Genomic DNA, 19,862 nt, shown 5'->3' with positions numbered 1-19,862 from the left:
ACGGACCGCATGACGGACAGCTACTACCTGGGGACCTACTGGCCCGGGCGACATGAGGACGCTGAGTCTTGCGCCCGCCGAGCGGAAGCGCTGTTCGACAGTCTGGGCCGCATTGAACCTTCGTGGCGTCAGTGGCACGAAACCGGATGGACGTTCGAAGCAGCGCGCTCACGCACATTTCAGACAGACCGTGAATCCTTCCTGCAGTTGTTCGCTCGGAAGAAGAACCGGATTGGCGATGCCTTTCGCTATTGGCTCTGGACAGGCCCACACGAGGACGAAACAACCGGGGTCGGTGGCTACTGCGGCTCCGCGGATGCCCAGCCGACTGCAAACTGTGTGATCAGTCTTCCTGCTCAAGGCGAAGTGGCTGGACGCGTCATGGTTGCACCTGTCTTGGCCGAGTTGCTCCGTGCCTTGGTTCATAGTTGGGAGCCTGACTGGGGAGTCGTTGCATCCGAGCAGTACCGGGATCAGGCGTCTGCTTCGGGGGCACCAGGCACCTTCCTGGGCTGGATGACCTACTTCTCCCGCCAGAGAGGGACCCTCCCACCGCTCCCTGCTCCCGTGCGCGTGGAACCCGTGGGTGCGCTGGGAACCCTGGTCATCCTCACGGAGGAACGGTTCACGGTGACGAACCCGGAACACGTCCGGCTGGCCACGGAGGTGCACCAGCTGCTCGATGCAGCGGGTCTGCTGACTTCCCTGTGGTCCCTCAGCTGACCCCGTCCGCCAGGAACACCTCCGCCGCTCCTGCCTGACCCTGGGCCTGTGCTTCCATCCGGTGAAACGCCGTGAGCGTCCGTGCCAGGCCGTCCACTCCGCCGAACTGGAATGCCAGCTGCGTGCCGTAGCGGACGCAGCCCTCCACCTTCTTCGCCAGGTGCTCCGTGATGTCCACCGCCCATGGGCGCAGGCCCTGGGGCACGGCCGCGTCCGGATGGGCCCTGGGGTCGCGCACCGCGTAGGGCGTGTCCCGGTAGTAGAGGACGCGGTTCGCGGGGAGGCCCAGCTCCTTCACGGCTCGCACCACCTGCACGTGGTCCACGTGGCTTCCCAGGGCCTGGGGCACGAACACCCGATCCGGCTTCAGCTCCCGCAACACCGGCTTCAGACAGGCCGCCACCTTCGCTTCGATGACGTCATCGGGTCGCGGCGGCTGGAACAAGGCCTCCGGGCTCCCGTAGCCCCGGTGCGGCGCTTCCTCCAGGTCCCCCCAGCTCAGGTGGTCCACGCCCATGCAGGCCGCGAAGGCGCGGTCCTCCTTGCGCCTCAGGGCCATGTAGTCCACGTCCGGCCCCAGCCCCTTCGATGTCTGGCATTGCAGCGCGAAGCCCTTCGGCTCCGGCACCGACCGCGTGAAGACGGTGACGAGCCCCACCGTCCACCCCTTCGCCTTCAATGCCGCCAGCGTGCCACCACAGGAGAAGGCCACGTCGTCCAGGTGCGGCGACACGAACAGGGCCGTGCTCATAGCAGGTGCGGCGCCGCCCGGAACCGGCACGCCGGATCCGCGCGCTCCTGCGTCGTCGCCGGGTCATACAGGTGCGTCCACCGCGTGTCCGGCCGCGTGCCTGTCAGCTCCGTGTACACGCCTTGAATCCTCCGCCCCACCGCCCGCCAGGAGTACAGCTCCCGCACCTCGCGCAGCGCCGTGGCCGCCAGCCGCTTGCGCAACGGCGCGTCGTCCATCAGCCGGCCCATCGCCTCCGCCAATGCGGCGCTGTCCTTCGGCGGCACCAGCAGCCCGTCCCGCCCGTCCTCCAGGCAGTCCACCACGCCCACCGCCCGCGTCGACACGATGGGCAGCCCGGACGCCATCGCCTCCAGCAACGTGTTGGAGAACCCCTCCGAATACGTGGGCGACACGAACAGGTCCCCGCTCCGGTACAGGTCCGGCGCCTCCGCGTAGGTGGACACCCCCGTCAGCTCCACCACGCGCTGGAGCCCTTCCGCCTCCACCCTCGCGCGCACCGCCTCCACGTCCGGTCCAATCCCAGACACGCGCAGCCGGAACGTCCGCCCGTCCGCCACCAGCCGCCGCACGGCGTCCAGCAGCTCCATCACGCCTTTCCGAGCGTCCACCCGGCCGTGGTACAGCCACACCGGCACGTCCCGCGTCCCACCCAGCGCCGATTCATCCCTGGGATGGAAGCGCTGCGTGTCCGTGGCGCCGGGGACGATGGTGAACCGCTCCAGCGGCGTCCCGTGATGTCCGCTCACCTCCTCCGCGAAGCTCCTGCTGCCAATCAGCAGCGCCCCCGCGTGGCCCAGCACCGCGAGCATCGCCTGCTTGTGCGTGCCGCAGCACGTCCCCACCCAGTGCCCGTCCCCTCCCTGGATGGAGACGACGTTGGGCAGGCCCAGCCGCCTCGACGCCTCCAGCGCCGCCAGGCCACACGGATAGCCGTACTGCGCGTGGATGAGGTCGAACGGGCGGCGCCGGTGCTCGCGCACCACCGTGTCCACCATCACCTCCAGGTCGTGCTCGAAGCTCGCCGGCTGGCCCTGGTTGATGCGCTGCTCGCCCACCGACTCGCAGCCCAGCACGTGCGCGCCCGGAATCCCTGGCGGTGGCCCGCCCCCGTACACCGCCATGCCCGCCGGGTCGTTGCGGTACTGGCTCACCATCGTCACGGCGTGCCCGCACGCCACCAGCTCCCGCACCAGGTTCAGCGCATAGACGCTCATCCCGGAGATGGCCGGGAAGAAGCGCCGGGAGATGAAGCAGATCCGCAGCCCGTTCACGCTGTTCACGCCGCCACCTCCGCGCCCGTCGGCAGGCGCTCCCTCAGCCACTCCAATGCCTGTGGCACCAGCTCGTGCGCCCGGTGCGCGTCCCGGGACAGCTCCACGCACACCAGCCGGTCCCAGCCCGCTCGCGTCAGCTCGCGCAGGACCGACGGTACGTCCACGTCCCCCTCACCAAACGGCAGGTGCTCATGCACGCCGCGCTTCATGTCCTCCAGCGCCACCGTGCCCAGCACCTGCGCGAACTCGCGCACCGCCTGCGCGGGCGTCCGCTCCTGCGTCACCAGCAGGTGCCCCACGTCCAATGCCAACCGCACCCCGGGCACCCGCGCCTGCAACTGGCGCCAGCCGTCCACCGTCTCCACCAGCATCCCCGGCTCCGGCTCCACCGCCAGCACCACGTTGTGCGCCGCCGCGTACTCGGAGAGCCGCGCCACCCCGTCCACCAGCCAGGGCCACGCGGCCTGCTCCGTCACGCCCGGGCGGGGCACGCCCGCCCAGAAGGACACCGCTTCGCCCCGGCACGTCGCGCACACGTCCACCGCGCGCTTCAGGAACTCCAGCCGCCGCGCACGCCCTTGCGCGTCCGGGGTGATGAGCGTGGGCTCGTGCTTCTGGCGTGGGTCCAGGAGGAAGCGCGCCCCCGTCTCCACCACCAGCCCCAGGCCCAGCCGCTCCAGCCGCGTGGCCAGCTGCTCCGTGCGCCGCTCGAAGTCCGGCGCGAACGGGTCGAAGTGGTGGTGGTCCAGCGTCAGGGCCACGCCGTCGTAGCCGCTGTCCGCGATGAGGCCGAGCGCGTCCTCGAAGCGATGATTCGACACGCCGTTGGTGTTGTACGCGAAGCGCAGCGCCATGGCTCACTGCCCCCCGAAGCGACGGCTGGCGAGCACCTTCGGCACCGCGTGGCGGTCCGGCTCCCGGTAGAGCGCGTACAGCCGCCCCACGCGCGCCTCCGCCAGCCGCACGTTGAACCAGACCGGCCCGCCCAGCCGCTCCTCGGCCTCCGGCGTCAGCCGCACCGGCTGCGCTCCCGCCGGCGGCGCCCCGAGGCCCACCAGCGGGTCCCTGCGCTCCAGCAGCCGCGCCACGTTGCGCTCGCCCACGCGGTAGTACGTCATCGTCTCCACCTCCAGGCCCGGCACCAGCGCCTTCACCACGTGCACCTGGCGGCCCGGCGGCGACAGGTCCGCGAGCAGGATGTCGAAGCCCGCCGCGTGCAGCTGCCGCACCACGTGGTCGCACCGCAGCGACGGGTCCTCCACCACGGGCGAGCGGGGCAGGTCCTCGAAGCGCACCTTCTGGCGGACCATCAGCGTGCACGCCGTCAGTTCGCGCAGCGCCGCGGCCGGCATCCGCGCCCACTCCACCATCGCGTTCAGCGCGCGCGGCTCCTCCGCGTCCAGGTCCACCTGCGGCACGAAGCGCTCCATGTATTCCGGCGTCGCGACCCGGGCCACGTGGCTCAGCGGCCCGTGCATGAAGGCCTTGCGCGCGCGCGAGCAGGCGTACTCCAGCAGCGCCTTGCGCAGCGCGCGGTCCCGGTCGGGGTCGGCCGCCTCACCGCACGCCGTCACCATCAGGGGCTGGTCCCCCACGGACAGGTCGCGGCCCACCACGTACAGGTTCACCATGCCGAAGTCCGTGCTGGCCAGCTTCGCCATCACCTCCACGCCCGCGCGCCGGTAGCGCTCCATCAGCTCGCGCACGTCCGGCGCCAGGTCCGCGCCCTCCAGGTCCAGCACCACGCCCTGGTCCATGGCGCGGTACATGAGGCCGTTGCCGTCGCGCTGGAGCAGCTCCAGCAGGCCGTGCGCCAGCGCCTGGGGCCGCGTCAGCCCCGCGCCCTGGCCGTTGGTGATGGGCGTGATGAGCGGCGCGCGCCCCTGCAACTGCCCGGGGTGGATGGCGACGTACTCCTCCGGCACCAGCACCCGCTCCCCGGTGGCCAGCCGCTGCACCTCCACCCAGACCAGCGGCATGTCGGGCGTGTACGGGCTGCCCGCGGGCAGCCCCAGCGTGAGCGGATCCGCCACCGCCGTGGGTCCCCTCGCGCGCACCAGCGCCGTGTAGCTTCCGTGCACGCGCGGCATCACCTTCATCGCGTACTCACAGAAGGTCTCCTCCACCAGCTCGCCCAGCGCGCCCACGCGCGCCTCTTCGTCCGTGCGGCCGTAGCCGTTGCCGTGCAGCACCGCGCCGGGACCGTCACCCAGCCGCAGGCTGGCGGAGGCCACGGGAATTCCCAGCCGGTCGATGGGGTCGATGCGGAACATCTGCAGGGCGCCGGTGGACACGGCGCGGTGGTAGGCATCCAGGGCTCGGGCAATGGTCATGACAGTTCCTCCAAGGGCAGGGGACGGGTGTGCGGCATGCCCGCGAGCAGCCGGTCGAACAGCGCCAGCGCGTGCTCGCGGGTGACGCCGCGGGCGAACTCGAACGGGGTGAAGACGTTCTCGAACGGGAGCTGCTTGAGCACCGCGCGGTAGCGGCGCAGCTCGCCGTGGCTCAGCGGAATCGCGTAGTGGAAGCCCTTGTGGCACGACAGCGCCGTGGGCCTGCCCTGCGCGTCCAGGTCCACCTTCAGCACGTCGCCGCAGAACAGCGAGCGGGTGCGCGCGTCGTACAGCACCGTCTGGCCCTCGTAGTGGCCGCCCACGCAGTGCAGCGTCAGGTCCCTGGCCAGCTCCTGCTCGTCGTCCACCGGCCAGCGCACCCGGAAGGCCTTGCTGTACTGGACGGCGTCCCGGTGCAGCACGAGCAGCGGGTCGAAGCGCTCCTGCAGCTGCCACAGCGCCCCGAAGCCGTGCGGGTGCGACGCGGACAGCACCTGGATGCCGCCCAGGACTTCAATGAACTCCAGCGCGGGCCGCGAGTACCAGGGCGCGCCCTCGAAGGCGACGTTGCCCTCCGGCCTGCGCAGGAGCCACCCCGTGGAGCCCAGGCCGAAGGGCGGCGTGCAGGAGAAGCCCCAGATGCCGGGCAGCGTCTCCTCCCAGCGCGTGGCGAGCCGCTCCGACACCTGGCCCGTCGTGTGGAACTCCCAGCCGTCGCGCGGCAGCGCGTTGCGCACGTCCAGGCAGGTGGGGCAGCCCGTGGGCTGCGCGCGCGGGAAGCCCGGCTGCCACGTGCCGCAGTGGGTGCAGGCGTAGCGGGTCAGTGACATGACGGATACGCCTTCCCGTCCTGCGTCGCCTGCGTCAGCAGCCCCACGAGCCGCACGTCGCGCTCCGGCGCGTACGGCTGCGGACGGCCCTCCAGCACGCACGCGGAGAAGGTCTCCAGCTGGTTGAGGAAGGGGCTGCGGTCCTCCTCCGGCGACAGGTGGATCCACGTCTCCTCGCCCGTCCTCGCGTCGGTGAGGGACAGGGAGCCGCCGGGCGTCTGGCCCATGGTCTTGTACGCCAGCGCGCGCGCCTTCGTGCCGATGAGCTCCAGCGTGCGCCGGGGGTACGCGTCCGGGCAGTTGTAGGCCACCTGCAACAGGCCCAGCGTGCCGCTCCGGAACTGGCCCATCAGCACCGCGCCGTCGTCCACGGCGTACGCGTGCACGCGCCGCTGCGTCATGGCGGAGAGCGACTCCCACTCGTCGCCCAGCACCACCTCCAGCAGGTCCAGGCCGTGTGGCGCCAGGTCGATCATCGCGCCGCCGCCGGCCTGCTCCGGGTCGATGCGCCAGTTGTCCGGCGTCCAGTCCGCCGGCAGCCAGCAGGCGTAGTGGATGCGCGCCTGGGTGACGGTGCCCAGCACGCCCTCCTTCACCAGCGTGCGCAGCTTGCGGTGCGCCGCGTGGTGGCGCTGGTCGAACGCGGTGGCGTAGTGCACGCCCGCGCGCTGGCAGGCGGACACCATGCGCAGGCCGTCCCGGGGCGTGACGGCCATGGGCTTCTCACACAGCACGTGCTTGCCCGCCGCCGCGCACGCCTCCGTCATCGCCGCGTGCAGGTGGTTGGGCGTGGCGATGTAGACGGCCTCCACGGCCTTGTCCGCCAGCACCGACCCCAGCGCCGTGTACCGGGCGACGTCGTCCGCGGGGATGCGCAGCAGCGCCTCCGCGTTCGCGTCGCACAGCGCCGCCAGCCGCGCGTTGCTCGCGCCCTGGAGCGCCGGGATGACGTAGTCCCTCGCCACCCAGCCACAGCCCACCACCGCCCAGCCCAGCCTGTGGGCCTTCGGCTTCGCCTCGAACATGCGCACCGCCTCGTCTTCAGAAGGTTCAGGAAACCGCCGCCCGCTCAGGGCCACACCGCGGCGTCACGCAGCACGCCGTCGCCGAAGGCCTGGAGGGGACCGGGGTGGATGAGCTGCAGGTCCTCCATCGCCTGGCGCAGGGTGAAGCCCGCCGCGCGCGCGTGGGCCTCCAGCTCCAGCACCCGGTCCAGCGCGTCCGACGCGTTGAAGGCGCGCGCCTCCGCCGAGTCCACGTTGCCGGTGAGCGCCAGCGCCTGCCGCACGACGCCGGCCAGCCGCTCCGGCAGCGTGGCCAGGGCCTCCTGCGTGAGGCGCTTCATGACGGGCTCCAGCAGGTCGCCCAGCAGGGCCTCACCGCCGTAGCCCGCGTCCGGCAGCGCCGCGTTGAAGAGGTGATGCGACAGCCCCGCCACGAAGGGCAGGGCCGGGGACGCGCCGAAGCACGGGGCGACGAGCACCGCGCCCACCGCCACCGCGTAGCAGTGGTCCGCGTGGCTCTCTTGGGGTGAGACGACGATGCGCGGCCGGCCGGGGTACGTGGCCCCGGCGCGGGGTTGTTGCACCAGCCGCTCCACGAACAGGGGCGGCGGCGCGTGACACGCTTCCTCCGGCGTCTGCGCGAGCGCCACGGACAGCCGCTCCCGCAGCCGGGGGTCCAGCGGCCGGGAGACCGCCTCCAGCCCCCGGCCCAGCACCCGCAGCGCTTCCTGGGAGGACAGCCCCGCCCGCTGGAGGACGTCCATGTCCAGGCCGCCCAGCCGCACCGCCGCCACCGCGCGCGCCGTCTCCTGCAGCGCCACGATGCGCGGGTCCATGCCGGACGCCAGGGCCGCCCACGCGCGGCGGAAGCCGTGCGCCGCCAGGCCGTCCGGGTGGTCCGGGGTGCGGATGCGTTTGAGGTCCATCAGCTCCGAGAGGAGCGGGCGGAGCTCCGCCAGACGGCCCGGGGCCGCCGTGTCACGCGCGGGTGCGTTCATGGCTCAGCCCCTGATGCGTTCCGGGGTGCGCTCCGCCTGCTTCACGTGGCCCTTGGAGAGCCACGCCATCAGGCGGCGCTGCTGCTCCGGCATGGCGTGCTCCACGGGCTGGCCGTCCTGCGACATGGGGGCCTTGAAGAAACAGCCCAGCGCGTCGATGACGCCGCCTTCGCCCCGGCGCTTCGCCAGGTCCAGCGTGCGCGCCAGCTCCACGACGAGCGGCGCGGCGAGGATGGAGTCCTTGCAGAGGAAGTTGAGCTTCAGCTGCATGGGCTGCCCCAGGAAGCCCGTCACGTCGATGTTGTCCCAGGCCTCCTTGTTGTCCCCGCGCGGGCGGTAGTACTGGATGGAGACGACGTGGTCCTGGACCTTGTAGCCGAGGATGCTGTCCAGCGCGGCGCCCTTGGTGTCGAGCTTGTTCTGCTTCGACGCCGGGTCGTTGAGGGCCTCGCCGTCGCGGTTGCCCAGGATGTTGGTGGAGTACCAGCCGTCCACGTGCAGCGCGCGGTCGCGCAGCGCGGGCGCGAGCACCGTCTTGAGCAGCGTCTGCCCCGTCTTGCCGTCCTTGCCCGCGACAGGGGCGCCGGTGCGCTTCGCCAGCAGCAGCAGCGCGGGCACGTCCGCGGCGACGCTGGGCGTGAAGTTGGCGAACGGGATGCCGTCCACGATGGCCGCGTACGCGTAGAGCATCGCGGGGCCGATGTCCGGGTCGTTCGCGTCCAGGGCCTTCTCGAAGGCCTCCGGCGTGGCGAACTCCGGGCGGGTGAGGTCCACGGCCTTCTCCGTGGAGGCCAGGTTCACCACCACCACGCGGTCCAGCTTCTCGTGCTCCTTGAAGCGGGTGAGGTCCTCGCGGATGGCCTGCACCTGCTCACGCAGGGTGCGCGCCTTCTTCGCCGCGGTGCCCACGACGTTCTTGCAGAACTTCGCGTTGGAGGCCGCGGGCCAGGGGCGCATGCGTCCCAGCGTGGGCGCCACCGCCTCCAGCTGCGTTTCCGTCAGCACCGCGTGGTTTCGCGCCGCGTGCGCGAGGTCGTCCTCGAACAGGTCCCAGCCGCCGAACGTCAGCGCGCCGTACTCCACCAGCCCCATGCCCTTCGCGTCCGCCAGCGGCAGGCCCCGGGTGTCCACCCGCCCCCGGCGCAGCAGCTCCATGCCCGCCACCGCCGTCGTCGCCACCGCGCCGCCCAATCCCACCACCGCCACGCCCAGCCGCTCGTTGCCCGCCATGTGTGAAGCCCCTCCCCAACCGTGGATCCCCGTGCCCTCGCGGCGACACGTTGGAGGCCCCCCGGGGTGGCAGGAGCCTCGTGGCTGGGGGCCGCCTGGTGCGCCCACACGCCGCGAGAGTTTCGGGAAAGTCCGCACTCCCCAGGGGCTTTCAACTCAGCCCCCGGGCGGTATGGACTGTCGGCTGGTGGAGGGCGGTCTCAGACGTGTCGCAGCTTCCACCCGCCGCGCCGGAAGAGGGCGGCGCTGGCCAGGCCGAGCGCCCCGTAGGTGACGGCGATGGCGATGAACGCGCCCGCCGGGCCCAGGCCCAGCGGATGGGAGAGGACCCACGCGAGCGGCAGCTGGAGGCCCCAGGAGAACAGGGCGTTCACCACGGTGGGGGTGGTGGTGTCCCCGGCGCCGTTGAAGGCGTGGGGCAGCACGGTGACGAAGGCGTAGAGGGCCAGGCTGCAGCTGACGATGCGCAGACAGTTCGCGGCGTGCTGGGCCACCTCCGGCTCGGTGGTGAAGCGGTGGATGAGGGGCTCCGCGAAGAAGAGGAAGCCCACCGCCACCACGCCCAGGAACGCGAGCGTGTAGAAGCTGGCGCGCCACGCGGCCCGCTCCGCGCGGTCGGTGTCGCCCGCGCCCAGGCTCTGGCCCACCAGCGTGCCCGCGGCGTGGGAGAGGCCCCACGACGGCTGCTGCACGAAGAGCAGGATGCGCATGGCCAGCGTGTAGCCCGCGAGCGCGGTGCTGCCGAAGGTGGCGACGATGCGCATCAGCACCAGCCAGCTGGACATGCCCAGGAGCGACTGGAGCGTGGCGCCTCCCGACAGCTTCATCAGCGAGCGCAGCGTGTCCGGCTCCACGCGCAGGTGGCGGCGGCGCAGCTCCAGCCGTCCGCTGCCCTTGAGCAGGCGATACACCTGATACACCACGCCGGTGGAGCGGCCGAGGGTGGTGGCCAGCGCGGCGCCGGTGACGCCCATGGCGGGCACGGGGCCCAGGCCGAAGATGAACAGCGGCGCGAGCACGATGTTCACGGAGTTGGCCAGCCACAGCGCGCGCATGGACGTGGCCGCGTCCCCCGCGCCGCGCAGGATGGCGCTGATGAGGAACAGCAGCATGATGACGGGGAAGCCGCCCAGCATCAGCCGCGTGTACCCCACGCCGTGCTCCACCACGCCGGGCGCGGCGCCCAGGACCCCGAGGAGGGGACGCGCGAAGAGGGCGCCCGCGAGCGCCAGCGGCACGGACAGCGCGAGCCCCAGGCCCAGCGTCTGCACGGCGGCGCTCGCGGCGCGCTCCGGGTCCTTCTGCCCGATGCGCCGGGCGATGAGCGCGGTGGCGCCGATGGACAGCCCCAGCGGCACGGTCTGGAAGAGCGTGAGCACGGACTCCGTGAGGCCCACGGTGGCGATGGCGTCCGCTCCCAGGCGCGACACGAAGAGCACGTCCACCAGGGCGAAGATGGACTCCATCACCATCTCCAGCACCATGGGCACGGACAAGAGCAGGAAGGCGCGATCCACGGGCCCGGTGGCCAGGTCCTCGGTGGAGCCCTTCACCGCCAGCCACAGGGAGGCAAGGAGGCCCCTGGCACCCGTGGTGGAAGGGGAGGCGTCCGGGGAGAAGGATTCAGGTGAGGGTTGCGTCATGGATTGGCCGTTGCAACGGGACGCCTTCCGCCTTTCATCCCTCGCGGTTCCCCGCCTGCCGGTGCGCGCGGCCGGGTAGATTCAGGGCATGGTCTCCGGTCCCCGCGTCCTCCTCCTCGCCGAGCGCTTTCCCCCTGACATCGGAGGGCTCGCACGCAGCGGCGCGCGCACCGCGGGCTCGCTCGTGCGGCTGGGCGCACGCGTGGACGTGGTCGCGTGGACGCGCACGGCGCCGCCGGGGGCGCTGGAGACGGTGCAGGACGCGGGGGACGTGTCGCCGTTCGCGAGGGGCGTGACGCTGCACCGGCTGGGGTTGTTCGGCAGCGCGGACCTGTCCATGCAGCACACGCTCGATGTGCTCGGCCACCTGCACGCGCGGCGCAAGTATGACCTGGTGTGGGGGCACTACCTGTACCCGCCGGGCTTCCTCGCGGTGGTGTTCGCGCAGAGCGCGGGGCTCCCGTCCGTCATCAGCGCGCGGGGCAACGACGTGGATCAGCTGATGTTCCCGCCGGGGGACTTCGCCCGCCTGCTCTGGACGATCCAGCGAGCGGACGTGCTCACCGCCGCCTCCGCGGACCTGGGCCGGAAGATGGCGATGCTGCTGGGGCGCGACCCGGGCGTGGAGGTCATCCCCAACGCGGTGGACACGGCGCTGTTCTCACCGGGCCCGGCGGACGCGGCCCTGCGCGAGCGGTTGGGCATCCAGCCGGGCGAGGCGGTGCTCGGCTTCTCCGGGGAGCTGCGCCACAAGAAGGGGCTGCCGTTCCTCCTGTCCGCGCTCACCGAGGTGCGGCGCGTGCGGCCCGCGTGCCTGCTGGTGATTGGCGAGGTGCGCGCCCGGGACGCGGAGCACCTGGTGGCCTACCGCGCGGAGCACCCGGAGGACGCGGCGCGGATCCTCATCTCCGGCGCGCTGGAGTCCCCGGCGCTCATCGCGGAGCACCTGCGGCTGTGTGACGTGTATCTGCAGCCGTCGCTGTGGGAGGGCATGCCCAACGCGCTGCTGGAGGCGATGGCGTGCGCGCGGCCGGTCATCGCCAGCGACGCGGGCGGCATCCCGGAGGCGGTGGAGTCCGGGGTGAATGGCTTCATCGTGGAGAAGGCGCTGCTCAACCACCTGGGGCAGGCGTGCCTGGATGTCCTGGGGATGCCCGAGGCGAAGCGCGCGGCGCTGGGGACGGCGGCGCGCGCTCGCATCGAGGCGGGCTTTCAGGCGGACGCGGAGGCCGCGGTGTTGTCGCGGGTGCTGGCGCGCGCGACTCCCAGGTCGTCCGCGTAGGCGTTCACGAGCGCTTCCTGCGCGCGGCCCCACGGGAAGTCGCGCTCCACGCGGGCGCGGGCGTTGGCGCTCAGCGCGGCGCCGAGGGCGGGGTTCGCGAGGAGGTCCTTCACGGCCTCCGCGATGGCCTTGGGCGAGCCGGGGCGGATGCGGAAGGCCTCGGTGGCTTCCGCGAGCGCGCGCACCACGGGCAGGTCGCTGACGATGACGGGCGTGCCGGTGGCCATGGCTTCCAGGAGCTTCAGGGGACAGCAGCCCTGCACGCAGTTGCGGTCGTTCACGGGCAGCGGCACGAGCACGACGTCGCAGGCGTGGTGCAGCCGGGCCAGCTCTTCCTGGGGCAGGGGTTCGAGGATTTCGACCGCGCCCTGGAGCACGAGGTCGCCGCAGCGGTCCAGGAGGGCGCGGCGCGCGTGCTTGCGCAGGGGGCCCACGAGGGTGAGCGTCACCGGCAGGTCGCGGCGCAGGAGGCGGCAGGCCTCGATGGCGTGGTGCACGCCCTGCCACGCGGTCATGGTGCCGCTGTAGAGCATGCGCAGGGGGCGCCCGGCCTCCGGGGGGCGTGGAGGTGCGTAGCGGAACACGTCCAGGTCCACGCCGTTGGGGATGACGCGCAGGCGCTTCGGATCCGCGCCGCGTAACACCAGGTGTTCAGCGGTGACGGCGCTGGGGGTGACGAGGAGGTCCGCGGCGTGGAGGCAGGCCTCCTCCTGCGCGAGCAGCTTGCGCATCAGCTCCGCGTCATCGGCGACGTCGGGGTGGTGGTACTTGAGCTCGATGGAGGGCAGGCCGTTGACCTCGTAGACGAGGGCATCGGTGAGGGCCGCCTTGCGCCGGGCGATGGGGTAGCCCTCGAAGATGGAGCGGACGTGGACGACCTTCGCGCGCGGCCGGCCCCGCCACCACGCACCCAGGTGCGAGCGGAACGTCAGCGCCTGGGCGACCAGGTCTTTCCCGCGGGCACCCAGCGGGTGGTAGGCGACGTGGGGGCCCAGGGCAGGCGGGGGAGCGCCCGGCGCATCGCCAATGGCCACGAGGTCCACCGGGCCGAACGCGGCGCCCAGGGCCTCCACGAAGGCGCGGATGTGCACGGCGGCGCCCTTGGGCGCGGGGAAGCGGTCGAAGGACGCGTAGACGATTCCAGAGGTGCCCACGGCCCGGTGCTACCGCGACGGCGGCCCGGCGGCAAACCGGGTGGGCCGGAGTTGGGGCAGGATGGCCGCATGCTCCTGAGCCCCGTGGTGATGGTGGCGCTGCTCGCGGCCGCGCCCGCTCCCAAATCGCAGCCGCTCACGTGGAAGGTGACCGGCTCCGACGTGACGTTCGAGATGTCGTCCAAGGACCTGCGCGCGACGCGCGATGGCAAGGAGGTCTTCGGCCTCCAGTCGCGCAAGAAGGACTTCCTCGCCAGCGTCACGGAGGGCGTGGACGCCACGCAGGACACGTCCGACTGGGAGGCCGCGCAGTCCTTCACCGTGCTGTCCGTGGTGGGCCCGTGGGTGAGCTACGAGGACTCCAACGGGGGCTACACCGGCGGCGCGCACCCGTACGCGAGCCGCATCTACGTCACCCAGGACGTGACCCAGGGCAAGGACGCCTTCAACCTGCTGGACGTGTTCCCGGAGAAGGACGTCCTCAAGGCCCTCAAGGCGGACGGCTACGTGCGGAAGTACATCGGCGACGACCCCAAGGCCTTCGAGAACGCGAAGACCGTGGAGGCGCTGCTCGCGAGCCTGCAGGCCGGCGAGGACTGCGTGGGCTTCGAGTACGGCCTGGACAACGTGAAGCGCTCCGTCGCGTTCCACCATGTCGAAGGGGACAAGGTCGCCGTGCGCATCTCCTTCGGCTACGCGGCGGAGATGTGCCGCGGGAACATGTACGTGGTGGGCCTGCTGCTGCCCATCCCCGCGTCCCTGAAGCCGGCCCTGGAGCGCGCGAGCACGCGCCAGGAGGGCTTCCTCATGAAAGACGCCAAGGCCGTCAAGGCGCCCACGGTGAGCTTCACGTGGGCCGGCTCCAAACCGAAGAAGCCCTGAGCCAACTGGCTCAGCCGCGGACGCGCGGAGGCCGGAGGCCCTGCTCCTGGGACTCCTGGGGCGCGATGGGCTCCTGCGTCGGCCGCAGTCCCGTCCGCTCCGCCTCGTTGACCGACTCGAGCGCCTCGCTGATGGCGGCCAGCTCTTCACGCACGCGGCTCAAGCCCAGCTCGGTCTCGGCGGGCGCGGCCGTCGGTCCGCTCTGACCGTGGACCTGGACGAGCTGGGTGGCCACGCCCTCGATGCTCCAGCGCAGGCGGGTGAGCTCGGCATCCAGACGGTCCGCGTTGCGCGCCAGCCGCTCGCGTTGCGCCCGCTGTGCGTCGATGGCCTCCACGGCGCTCTGGAGCGAGGCGCGCACCTGCGGATCCGTTGAAGCCGTGATGCGCGCGGAGAGCGTCGTGCGCTCCGCGTCCAGCCGGCCCATCAACTCCGGGCTGACCTCGCGGCGCAGACCCTGCTCGCGCTCCCGCAGGTCGTGGCAGGAGCGGCGCAGCGCCTTCACGGACTCCTCGCCCCCGCTGAGGAAACCCCGCACGGCCGGCGATGCCTTGCGGAAGGCGACCTCCAGCCGGTCGCAGACCTCATCCAGCTCCCGCAGTCGCGCATCCTCCTGGACCACCGCGACCGCGTCCGGAGCCCGCTTCAAGGGCGCACCGGGGCCCTCGGTCGAGTCGATGTGCCCGCCGGCGCCCAGGTGACCGCCCGCGGACAGCCGCGCGTTCCGGCCGAGGGTGGCTCCCGCGCCGACGCTGGCGGCGCGCTCCACAATCGCGCCCTCCTGGATCGTGGCGCCCCAGCCGACCATGGCCCCCTGCTGCACCGTCGCGCCGCGCTGCACGGTGGCGCCCATGCGGATGACGGCACCGCTTTCGATGACCGCCTCCGCCTGCACCGTGGCGCCCATCTCGATGACGGCGCCGGGCTCGACGCGCGCCGAGCTGGCGATCTCCGCCCCCATGCCGATCCGCGCGGCACCGTCCCCCTGCGCCGGGGTGGCGCCCGCCGCGCCCAGGGCGCTGCGCACGATGAAGAGCACGCCGGAGCCGACGGCGAGCGCGCCCGCGCCGATGAAGAGCGAGGGCGTGTGGAAGGCACCCGCGAGGCCCAGGACCGAGCTCCCGAAGAGGAGACTTCCACTCACCCTCCCCAGGACCCGCTGCGCCACTGTCCGGCGCTCCTCGGTCCTGGCCAAGGCGTGTCCGGATTCCGCCAGCGCCTGCTTCTCCATGGTGCCTCCCATGTTCCCCACGGGAGGCGTTCTAGCGCGAATTGGCGCGCAGTGCGGAGGCGGTGCCGGTTCCGGAGGTGCGGGCCTGGTTTTCTCCCGAACCCCTCAACCCACCGGAGCACTGAGCAGGAGCGGGCGCCTCGGGCAGGCCCTGATCAGGCTGGCCGCTCGATGTGGCCGTCCGCGTGCCGCGCGAAGCGGCCTTCCTCCCGCGCGTGCACCGGGTCGTGGCTGGGCCAGGGCCAGCCGCCGAAGCCCGTGCGCTGGTAGTCCGCGAAGGCCTGCTGGATCTCCTGCCGCGAGTTCATCACGAAGGGGCCGTACTGCACGACCGGCTCGCCGATGGGCTTGCCCTGGAGCAGCAGCAGCTCCGCCGTCTCCGGGCCGTTCTCCAGCACCACGTCCACGTCCGCGCGCAGCTCGATGGCGTTGCGCACCGGCACGGTCTTGCCGCCCACGCTCAGGCGCGAGCCCAGGAAGAAGTAGAGCATCCGGTTCGTGCCGCGTGACGCCGCGGGCAGCGTCCAGCGCGCGCCCGGCTCCATCTTCAGCGTCCAGATGGCCACGTCCGCGTCCGGGTTCGCGGCCCAGGACTTGGGCGGCGGAGGCGGCGCCTTCACGTCGCGCAGGTTGCCCGCCACCACGGTGATGTTCGTGGTCCGGCCCGCGTCGTCCTTCGCCTCGTGGCGCGGGATGACGTGGTCCCACAGCATGGAGAAGTGCGCCTGCACCATCTTGTTGGCGCGCGGCAGGTTGAGCCAGATTTGAAACAGCTCGATGTGGTTGCCCTGGTCCTGCTTGAGCAGCGGGAACATCTCCGAGTGGTTGATGCCGCCGCCCGCGGTGAGCCACTGCACGTCGCCCCCGCCAAAGCGCGCCGCCGCGCCCAGCGAATCCGAGTGGTCCAAGAGCCCGTTGCGCACGATGGTCACCGTCTCGAAGCCCCGGTGCGGGTGCTGCGGGAAGCCCGGCACGACGGTGCCGTGGTACATGTTCCAGCCGTCCCGCCCCGCGAAGTCCTGGCCGATGTCGCGGCCCGCGAGCGACGCCTTCGGTCCCAGCTGCTCGTTGCCCTGGGGATAGCGGTCGTCGTGGTGCACGCAGAAGAGGAACGGATCCGGCGTCCGCCACGGGCTGGGGGACGGCCCGAGCGGATCCACGCGGACCACGGCTTCCGGTTGCTGCGCCTGCTGCTGACTCATCTTCGACTCCTCTGTCTTTCCCGAACCGCGTGAGCACCCCGCGGCAGCAGTAGTGATGCCCGCCGCCGCGATGAGTTTCAGCGCCGCTCTCCGGCTCACTTCGTCCACGGTCCACCTCGCGCCCGATGCCGTTGGGGCCGCTCCATCCTATCTAACTGCCGGGCCTTCCCGGCGCCCTGCCTGCCTGCATGGTCGGCGGTTCGCCTCTGGTAAGAAGGTCCGCATGCCCCTGCGCGAGTTCCATCAGGTCCCCGTGCCCCAGGTGCTGGACTTCCTGGACACGCTCCAGCGGGAGGCGCGCCGTGAAGCGCACCGGAAGCCGGGACAGTGGGTCACCCTCGTCGTCTCGGGGCTCATCTTGACGTGCGTCGTGCTGTGCCTCGTCTACCCGGAGCCGGTGCCGCAGATCGCCGGGTTCATGGCGTTCTGGATGGGCTGCGGGCTGGCCATCTTCCGGTACTCCCTGCGGTTCGGTGGGAGGGTGAACCCCTTCGTGGGCTTCGAGCAGCGCACCCGCCGCCCGGAGCTGGTGGCCGTGCTCTTGCGGCGGCTCCAGCGCGACCTTCCGGCGGACGGGACCGTGAGCCTGAAGCTGCGCCCGGAGCCCATCCCCACCGGGCCCGGATCCCTGCTGCCACCGGCGCACGTGCCCCACACCCCGGCCTGGACCAAGGTCGACGCGTGGCTCGAGTTGAAGACGCGGCTGGTGGACGGCGCGCACCTGCGCCTGGGCATCCTGGAGAAGCGCCGGTGCCAGATCCGCGCGAGGCCGGCGCCCACGAAGCCGAATCGCCTGAAGCTCAAGTACCGGGACGTGCTCTACGTGGAGCTGGGGCTGCGGGTGAAGGCCCGCCGGCACCCGAAGCTCGCGACCCTGACGGAGGCCGAGGCCCGCCGGTGCGTGCGTCTGCCCGACGGCGTGACCTTCCGCCGGCTGCGGGTTTCCGCGGACGCGCTCCGGCTCCAGGTCCAGGTGCGCGAGCCCTGGTGCGCGCGCCTCCCCAAGGGCGTGTCCTACCGTTCAGATGGGAAGCTCGCCCCCGACGAGGCGGTCTTCTGGCGCACGCGGCTGGGCTGGCTCGACGCCTCCCGCCTGCTCACGGGCCTGCTGCTGAGCCTCTACCAGATGCTCCACGTCGCCCGGTTTCCGCTGCCACCGTCGCCACCGCCCAAGGCCATCCCCGGGCCTCTCGCGAAGCCGGAGCGGGGGCGCAAGAAGCGGCGCGGACGCAAGGCGGTTTGACCGTCGTTCGCGCGGGCTCCTACGCTCGGCCGCCGTGTCGGTCAATATCCAGCGCTTCCACCAGGTCTTCCTCTACCAGTCTCGCGCACCGGTGCCGGTGCTGCTGGAGGACCTGAAGGTCCTGGGCGGACTGGACGCCCGCGCGGAGGCGCAGCGGAGCGCGCTGGCATGGGGCGGGTGGCTCACCGCGATTCCGGGCGGGGTGATGGCCCTGCTGACCTATGGCGTGTGGGCGGGCACCGTGGAGCGGGAGGAGATCACCGAGGCGGGCGCTCAGCTCCTGAAGGTCACGGGCTTGGTGGGCGTGACGCTGCTCGCCGTGGGCCTCTGCCTGTTCTTCTGGCGGTTCCTGCTCAAGCAGCGCGACCTGGACAACCGCCGCTATGGGCTGGCCCAGGTGCTGCTCCGGCGCCTCCAGGTGGACCTGGCCCCGGACGCGCCGGTGCGCCTCAAGCTGGACCTGCGCCCGACGGACGTGCGCGAGAAGCGCGTGAAGCAGGACCTGGTGGGCTGGTGGAACACGGACTTCTTCGTCGACCCGTGGTTCACGCTGGAGGGCCGGCTGGTGGACGGCACCTTCCTGCGGATCCACATGGTGGAGCGGCTCCAGAAACGCGAGCGCTCCAAGACGAGCGCCAGCGGCAAGTCGCGCACCAAGACCAAGCGCAAGGGCTTCGCGCGGCTGGAGGTGTCCGTGCGCGTGAAGCCGGAGCGCTACCCCGGACTGGAGCGGCTCAAGGCCCGCGCCACGAACGCGACGCGCCTGCCCCGGCGCGTGGAACTGGAGCGGGTGCGCGTCGCCGTGGACCGGCTGTCATTGCGAGCCCGGCTGTCCGATGAATGGGTGGCGCGGCCGGAGAAGGTCGCGGGCGATCCGGACGCGCCCGCCTTCTGGAGGCAGGCGCTGGAGAAGGACGACGCGTCCCGCACCGCGACGATGATGCTCCTGAGCCTCTACCAGGTGCTGGGCCATGCCCGGCGGCGCGCGAAGCAGCAGGCGGCGCGCGGACGGCGCGGGACGGTTTGACCTGCCCGGGGGCGACTCCTACGCTCCCGCGCGGCTTCTTCCGCTGACCGTTGACCAAGGCCCTCCACCGTGGCGCTCGACCCCTCCGCGTTCCAGAAGACATACGTCTACGAATCCCGCGCCCCGGTGGCGGAGGTGCTGGCGGACCTGAAGTCGCTGGAGGAACTGGACGCCAAGGCGGAGCAGAAGCGGCGCACGCTGTGGATCGCCGCCTGGAGCCTGCTGGCCTTCAGCATCCTCGGCTGCGCCCTCCTGTCCCTCGCGGTGGGGCAGCTCTCGTTCGAGCAGCAGGACGCGCTCGCGGGCATGCCGCTGCTCGTGGGCGCGGCGAGCTTCGTGGCCGGCATCGTGCTCTTCATCCTCCGGGCGCGCGCGGGCCGCACGGACCTGGACAACCGGCGCTACGGCCTGGTGGCCACGCTGCTCAAGCGCTTCCAGGTGGACCTGGACGTGAACGCGCCCGTGGACGTGAAGCTGGACCTGGCGCCGCGCGACGAAGAGCGCAAGTGCGTGGGCAAGACCAGGCGGGGCCGGTGGGACTGCGAGGACTTCACCGACGCGTGGCTGTCATTGCAGGGCCGCCTCGCGGACGGCACGCACCTGCACGTGTCCGTCGTGGATCACCTCCAGAAGCGCAAGCGCTACGGCCGCAGCAGCAGCGGCAAGACGAAGCTCAAGACCAAGCGCAAGGGCAAGACGCTGCTCCAGGTGGGGCTGCGCGTGAAGCCGGAGCGCTTCCCCGGACTGGCGGGCCTGCGCGCGAACGCGAAGCAGGCCGCGCGGCTTCCTCCGGGCGTCGCGCTGTCGCGGCTGGACGTGGCGGCGGACCGCCTGTCGATGCGCGTCGTGCTGGATCAGGAGTGGAGCGTCCTGACGACGAAGCCCGCCCCGCCCGCCGGAGCGACGCCCCAGGGGCGGGTTCCTCCCGCGCCCCAGGACGCGGCGCGCGCCGCGACGATGATGCTCCTGAGCCTCTACCAGGTGCTGGGCACCACGCGCCGGCGGAGCACGCCGCCGGGCCGGCAGCAGCCGGTTTGACCTGCCCGGAGGCG

At 72.1% G+C, this 19,862-nt stretch carries 18 protein-coding genes; 6 read left to right on the top strand and 12 right to left on the bottom strand.

Features of this window, described 5'->3' with window-relative positions; genetic code table 11:
• Positions 1–9: 9 nt before the first annotated feature.
• The gene (locus AABA78_RS32400; protein ID WP_338269151.1) at positions 10–723 is read left to right on the top strand and encodes an immunity 52 family protein; all 714 of its coding nucleotides are present in this window, start codon (positions 10–12) and stop codon (positions 721–723) included.
• Here AABA78_RS32400 and AABA78_RS32395 read toward each other — a convergent pair.
• The 9 genes from AABA78_RS32395 to AABA78_RS32355 form a co-directional block, all read right to left on the bottom strand.
• Positions 716–1,474: a PIG-L deacetylase family protein gene (locus AABA78_RS32395; RefSeq protein WP_338269149.1), complete on the bottom strand. Its 759-nt coding sequence runs from the start codon at positions 1,472–1,474 to the stop codon at positions 716–718. The genes AABA78_RS32400 and AABA78_RS32395 overlap by 8 nt on opposite strands.
• Positions 1,471–2,757, bottom strand: coding sequence for a glycosyltransferase family 4 protein (locus AABA78_RS32390; RefSeq protein WP_338269148.1), 1,287 nt, complete (start codon positions 2,755–2,757; stop codon positions 1,471–1,473). The genes AABA78_RS32395 and AABA78_RS32390 overlap by 4 nt, the downstream gene beginning before the upstream one ends.
• The gene (locus tag AABA78_RS32385; RefSeq protein WP_338269146.1) at positions 2,754–3,605 is read right to left on the bottom strand and encodes a sugar phosphate isomerase/epimerase family protein; all 852 of its coding nucleotides are present in this window, start codon (positions 3,603–3,605) and stop codon (positions 2,754–2,756) included. Before AABA78_RS32385 ends, AABA78_RS32390 begins: the two co-directional genes overlap by 4 nt.
• A 3-nt stretch (positions 3,606–3,608) precedes the next feature.
• Complete coding sequence (locus tag AABA78_RS32380) at positions 3,609–5,084, bottom strand: YcaO-like family protein (RefSeq protein WP_338269143.1); 1,476 nt, start codon at positions 5,082–5,084, stop codon at positions 3,609–3,611.
• Positions 5,081–5,914: an MBL fold metallo-hydrolase gene (locus AABA78_RS32375; protein ID WP_338269141.1), complete on the bottom strand. Its 834-nt coding sequence runs from the start codon at positions 5,912–5,914 to the stop codon at positions 5,081–5,083. The genes AABA78_RS32380 and AABA78_RS32375 overlap by 4 nt, the downstream gene beginning before the upstream one ends.
• A complete protein-coding gene (locus tag AABA78_RS32370; RefSeq protein ID WP_338269139.1) occupies positions 5,905–6,939 on the bottom strand; it encodes a Gfo/Idh/MocA family protein in 1,035 nt (344 codons plus the stop codon). The genes AABA78_RS32375 and AABA78_RS32370 overlap by 10 nt, the downstream gene beginning before the upstream one ends.
• Positions 6,940–6,983: 44 nt before the next feature.
• Positions 6,984–7,916 carry a hypothetical protein gene (locus AABA78_RS32365; protein WP_338269137.1) on the bottom strand — a complete coding sequence of 311 codons (933 nt, stop codon included), beginning with the start codon at positions 7,914–7,916 and terminating at the stop codon, positions 6,984–6,986.
• Positions 7,917–7,919: 3 nt separating this feature from the next.
• The gene (locus AABA78_RS32360; RefSeq protein ID WP_338269135.1) at positions 7,920–9,146 is read right to left on the bottom strand and encodes an inositol-3-phosphate synthase; all 1,227 of its coding nucleotides are present in this window, start codon (positions 9,144–9,146) and stop codon (positions 7,920–7,922) included.
• Positions 9,147–9,346: 200 nt separating this feature from the next.
• Complete coding sequence (locus AABA78_RS32355; protein WP_338269133.1) at positions 9,347–10,789, bottom strand: MATE family efflux transporter; 1,443 nt, start codon at positions 10,787–10,789, stop codon at positions 9,347–9,349.
• A gap of 88 nt (positions 10,790–10,877) precedes the next feature.
• On the opposite strand from AABA78_RS32355, the gene AABA78_RS32350 reads away from it, so the two are divergent.
• The gene (locus AABA78_RS32350) at positions 10,878–12,071 is read left to right on the top strand and encodes a glycosyltransferase (protein ID WP_338269132.1); all 1,194 of its coding nucleotides are present in this window, start codon (positions 10,878–10,880) and stop codon (positions 12,069–12,071) included.
• Here AABA78_RS32350 and AABA78_RS32345 read toward each other — a convergent pair.
• The gene (locus AABA78_RS32345) at positions 12,002–13,225 is read right to left on the bottom strand and encodes a glycosyltransferase family 4 protein (RefSeq protein WP_338269130.1); all 1,224 of its coding nucleotides are present in this window, start codon (positions 13,223–13,225) and stop codon (positions 12,002–12,004) included. The two genes, AABA78_RS32350 and AABA78_RS32345, sit on opposite strands and share 70 nt — an antisense overlap.
• A gap of 69 nt (positions 13,226–13,294) precedes the next feature.
• Between AABA78_RS32345 and AABA78_RS32340 the strand changes: the two genes are divergently transcribed.
• On the top strand, positions 13,295–14,107 hold the full coding sequence (locus AABA78_RS32340; RefSeq protein ID WP_338269128.1) for a hypothetical protein: 813 nt from the start codon (positions 13,295–13,297) through the stop codon (positions 14,105–14,107).
• Between the two features lie 10 nt (positions 14,108–14,117).
• Here the strand turns inward: AABA78_RS32340 and AABA78_RS32335 are convergent, their stop codons facing one another.
• Entirely contained in the window at positions 14,118–15,251 is a 1,134-nt protein-coding gene (locus AABA78_RS32335) for a hypothetical protein (protein WP_338269126.1), read from the bottom strand.
• A gap of 242 nt (positions 15,252–15,493) precedes the next feature.
• Positions 15,494–16,540 (bottom strand): pirin family protein, encoded by a 1,047-nt coding sequence (locus tag AABA78_RS32330; protein ID WP_171421531.1) that lies wholly within the window; start codon positions 16,538–16,540, stop codon positions 15,494–15,496.
• Between the two features lie 223 nt (positions 16,541–16,763).
• Here AABA78_RS32330 and AABA78_RS32325 point away from each other — a divergent pair, with 223 nt between their 5' ends.
• From AABA78_RS32325 to AABA78_RS32315, 3 genes are all read left to right on the top strand, one after another.
• A complete protein-coding gene (locus tag AABA78_RS32325; protein WP_338269122.1) occupies positions 16,764–17,783 on the top strand; it encodes a hypothetical protein in 1,020 nt (339 codons plus the stop codon).
• A 34-nt stretch (positions 17,784–17,817) separates the two neighbouring features.
• Positions 17,818–18,810, top strand: coding sequence for a hypothetical protein (locus AABA78_RS32320; RefSeq protein WP_338269120.1), 993 nt, complete (start codon positions 17,818–17,820; stop codon positions 18,808–18,810).
• Positions 18,811–18,879: 69 nt separating this feature from the next.
• Positions 18,880–19,848: a hypothetical protein gene (locus AABA78_RS32315; RefSeq protein ID WP_338269118.1), complete on the top strand. Its 969-nt coding sequence runs from the start codon at positions 18,880–18,882 to the stop codon at positions 19,846–19,848.
• Positions 19,849–19,862 lie beyond the last annotated feature (14 nt).

The organism is Corallococcus caeni, from assembly GCF_036245865.1.
Taxonomy (GTDB): Bacteria; Myxococcota; Myxococcia; order Myxococcales; family Myxococcaceae; genus Corallococcus; species Corallococcus caeni.
This window is presented reverse-complemented; position numbering and strand designations above follow the sequence as displayed.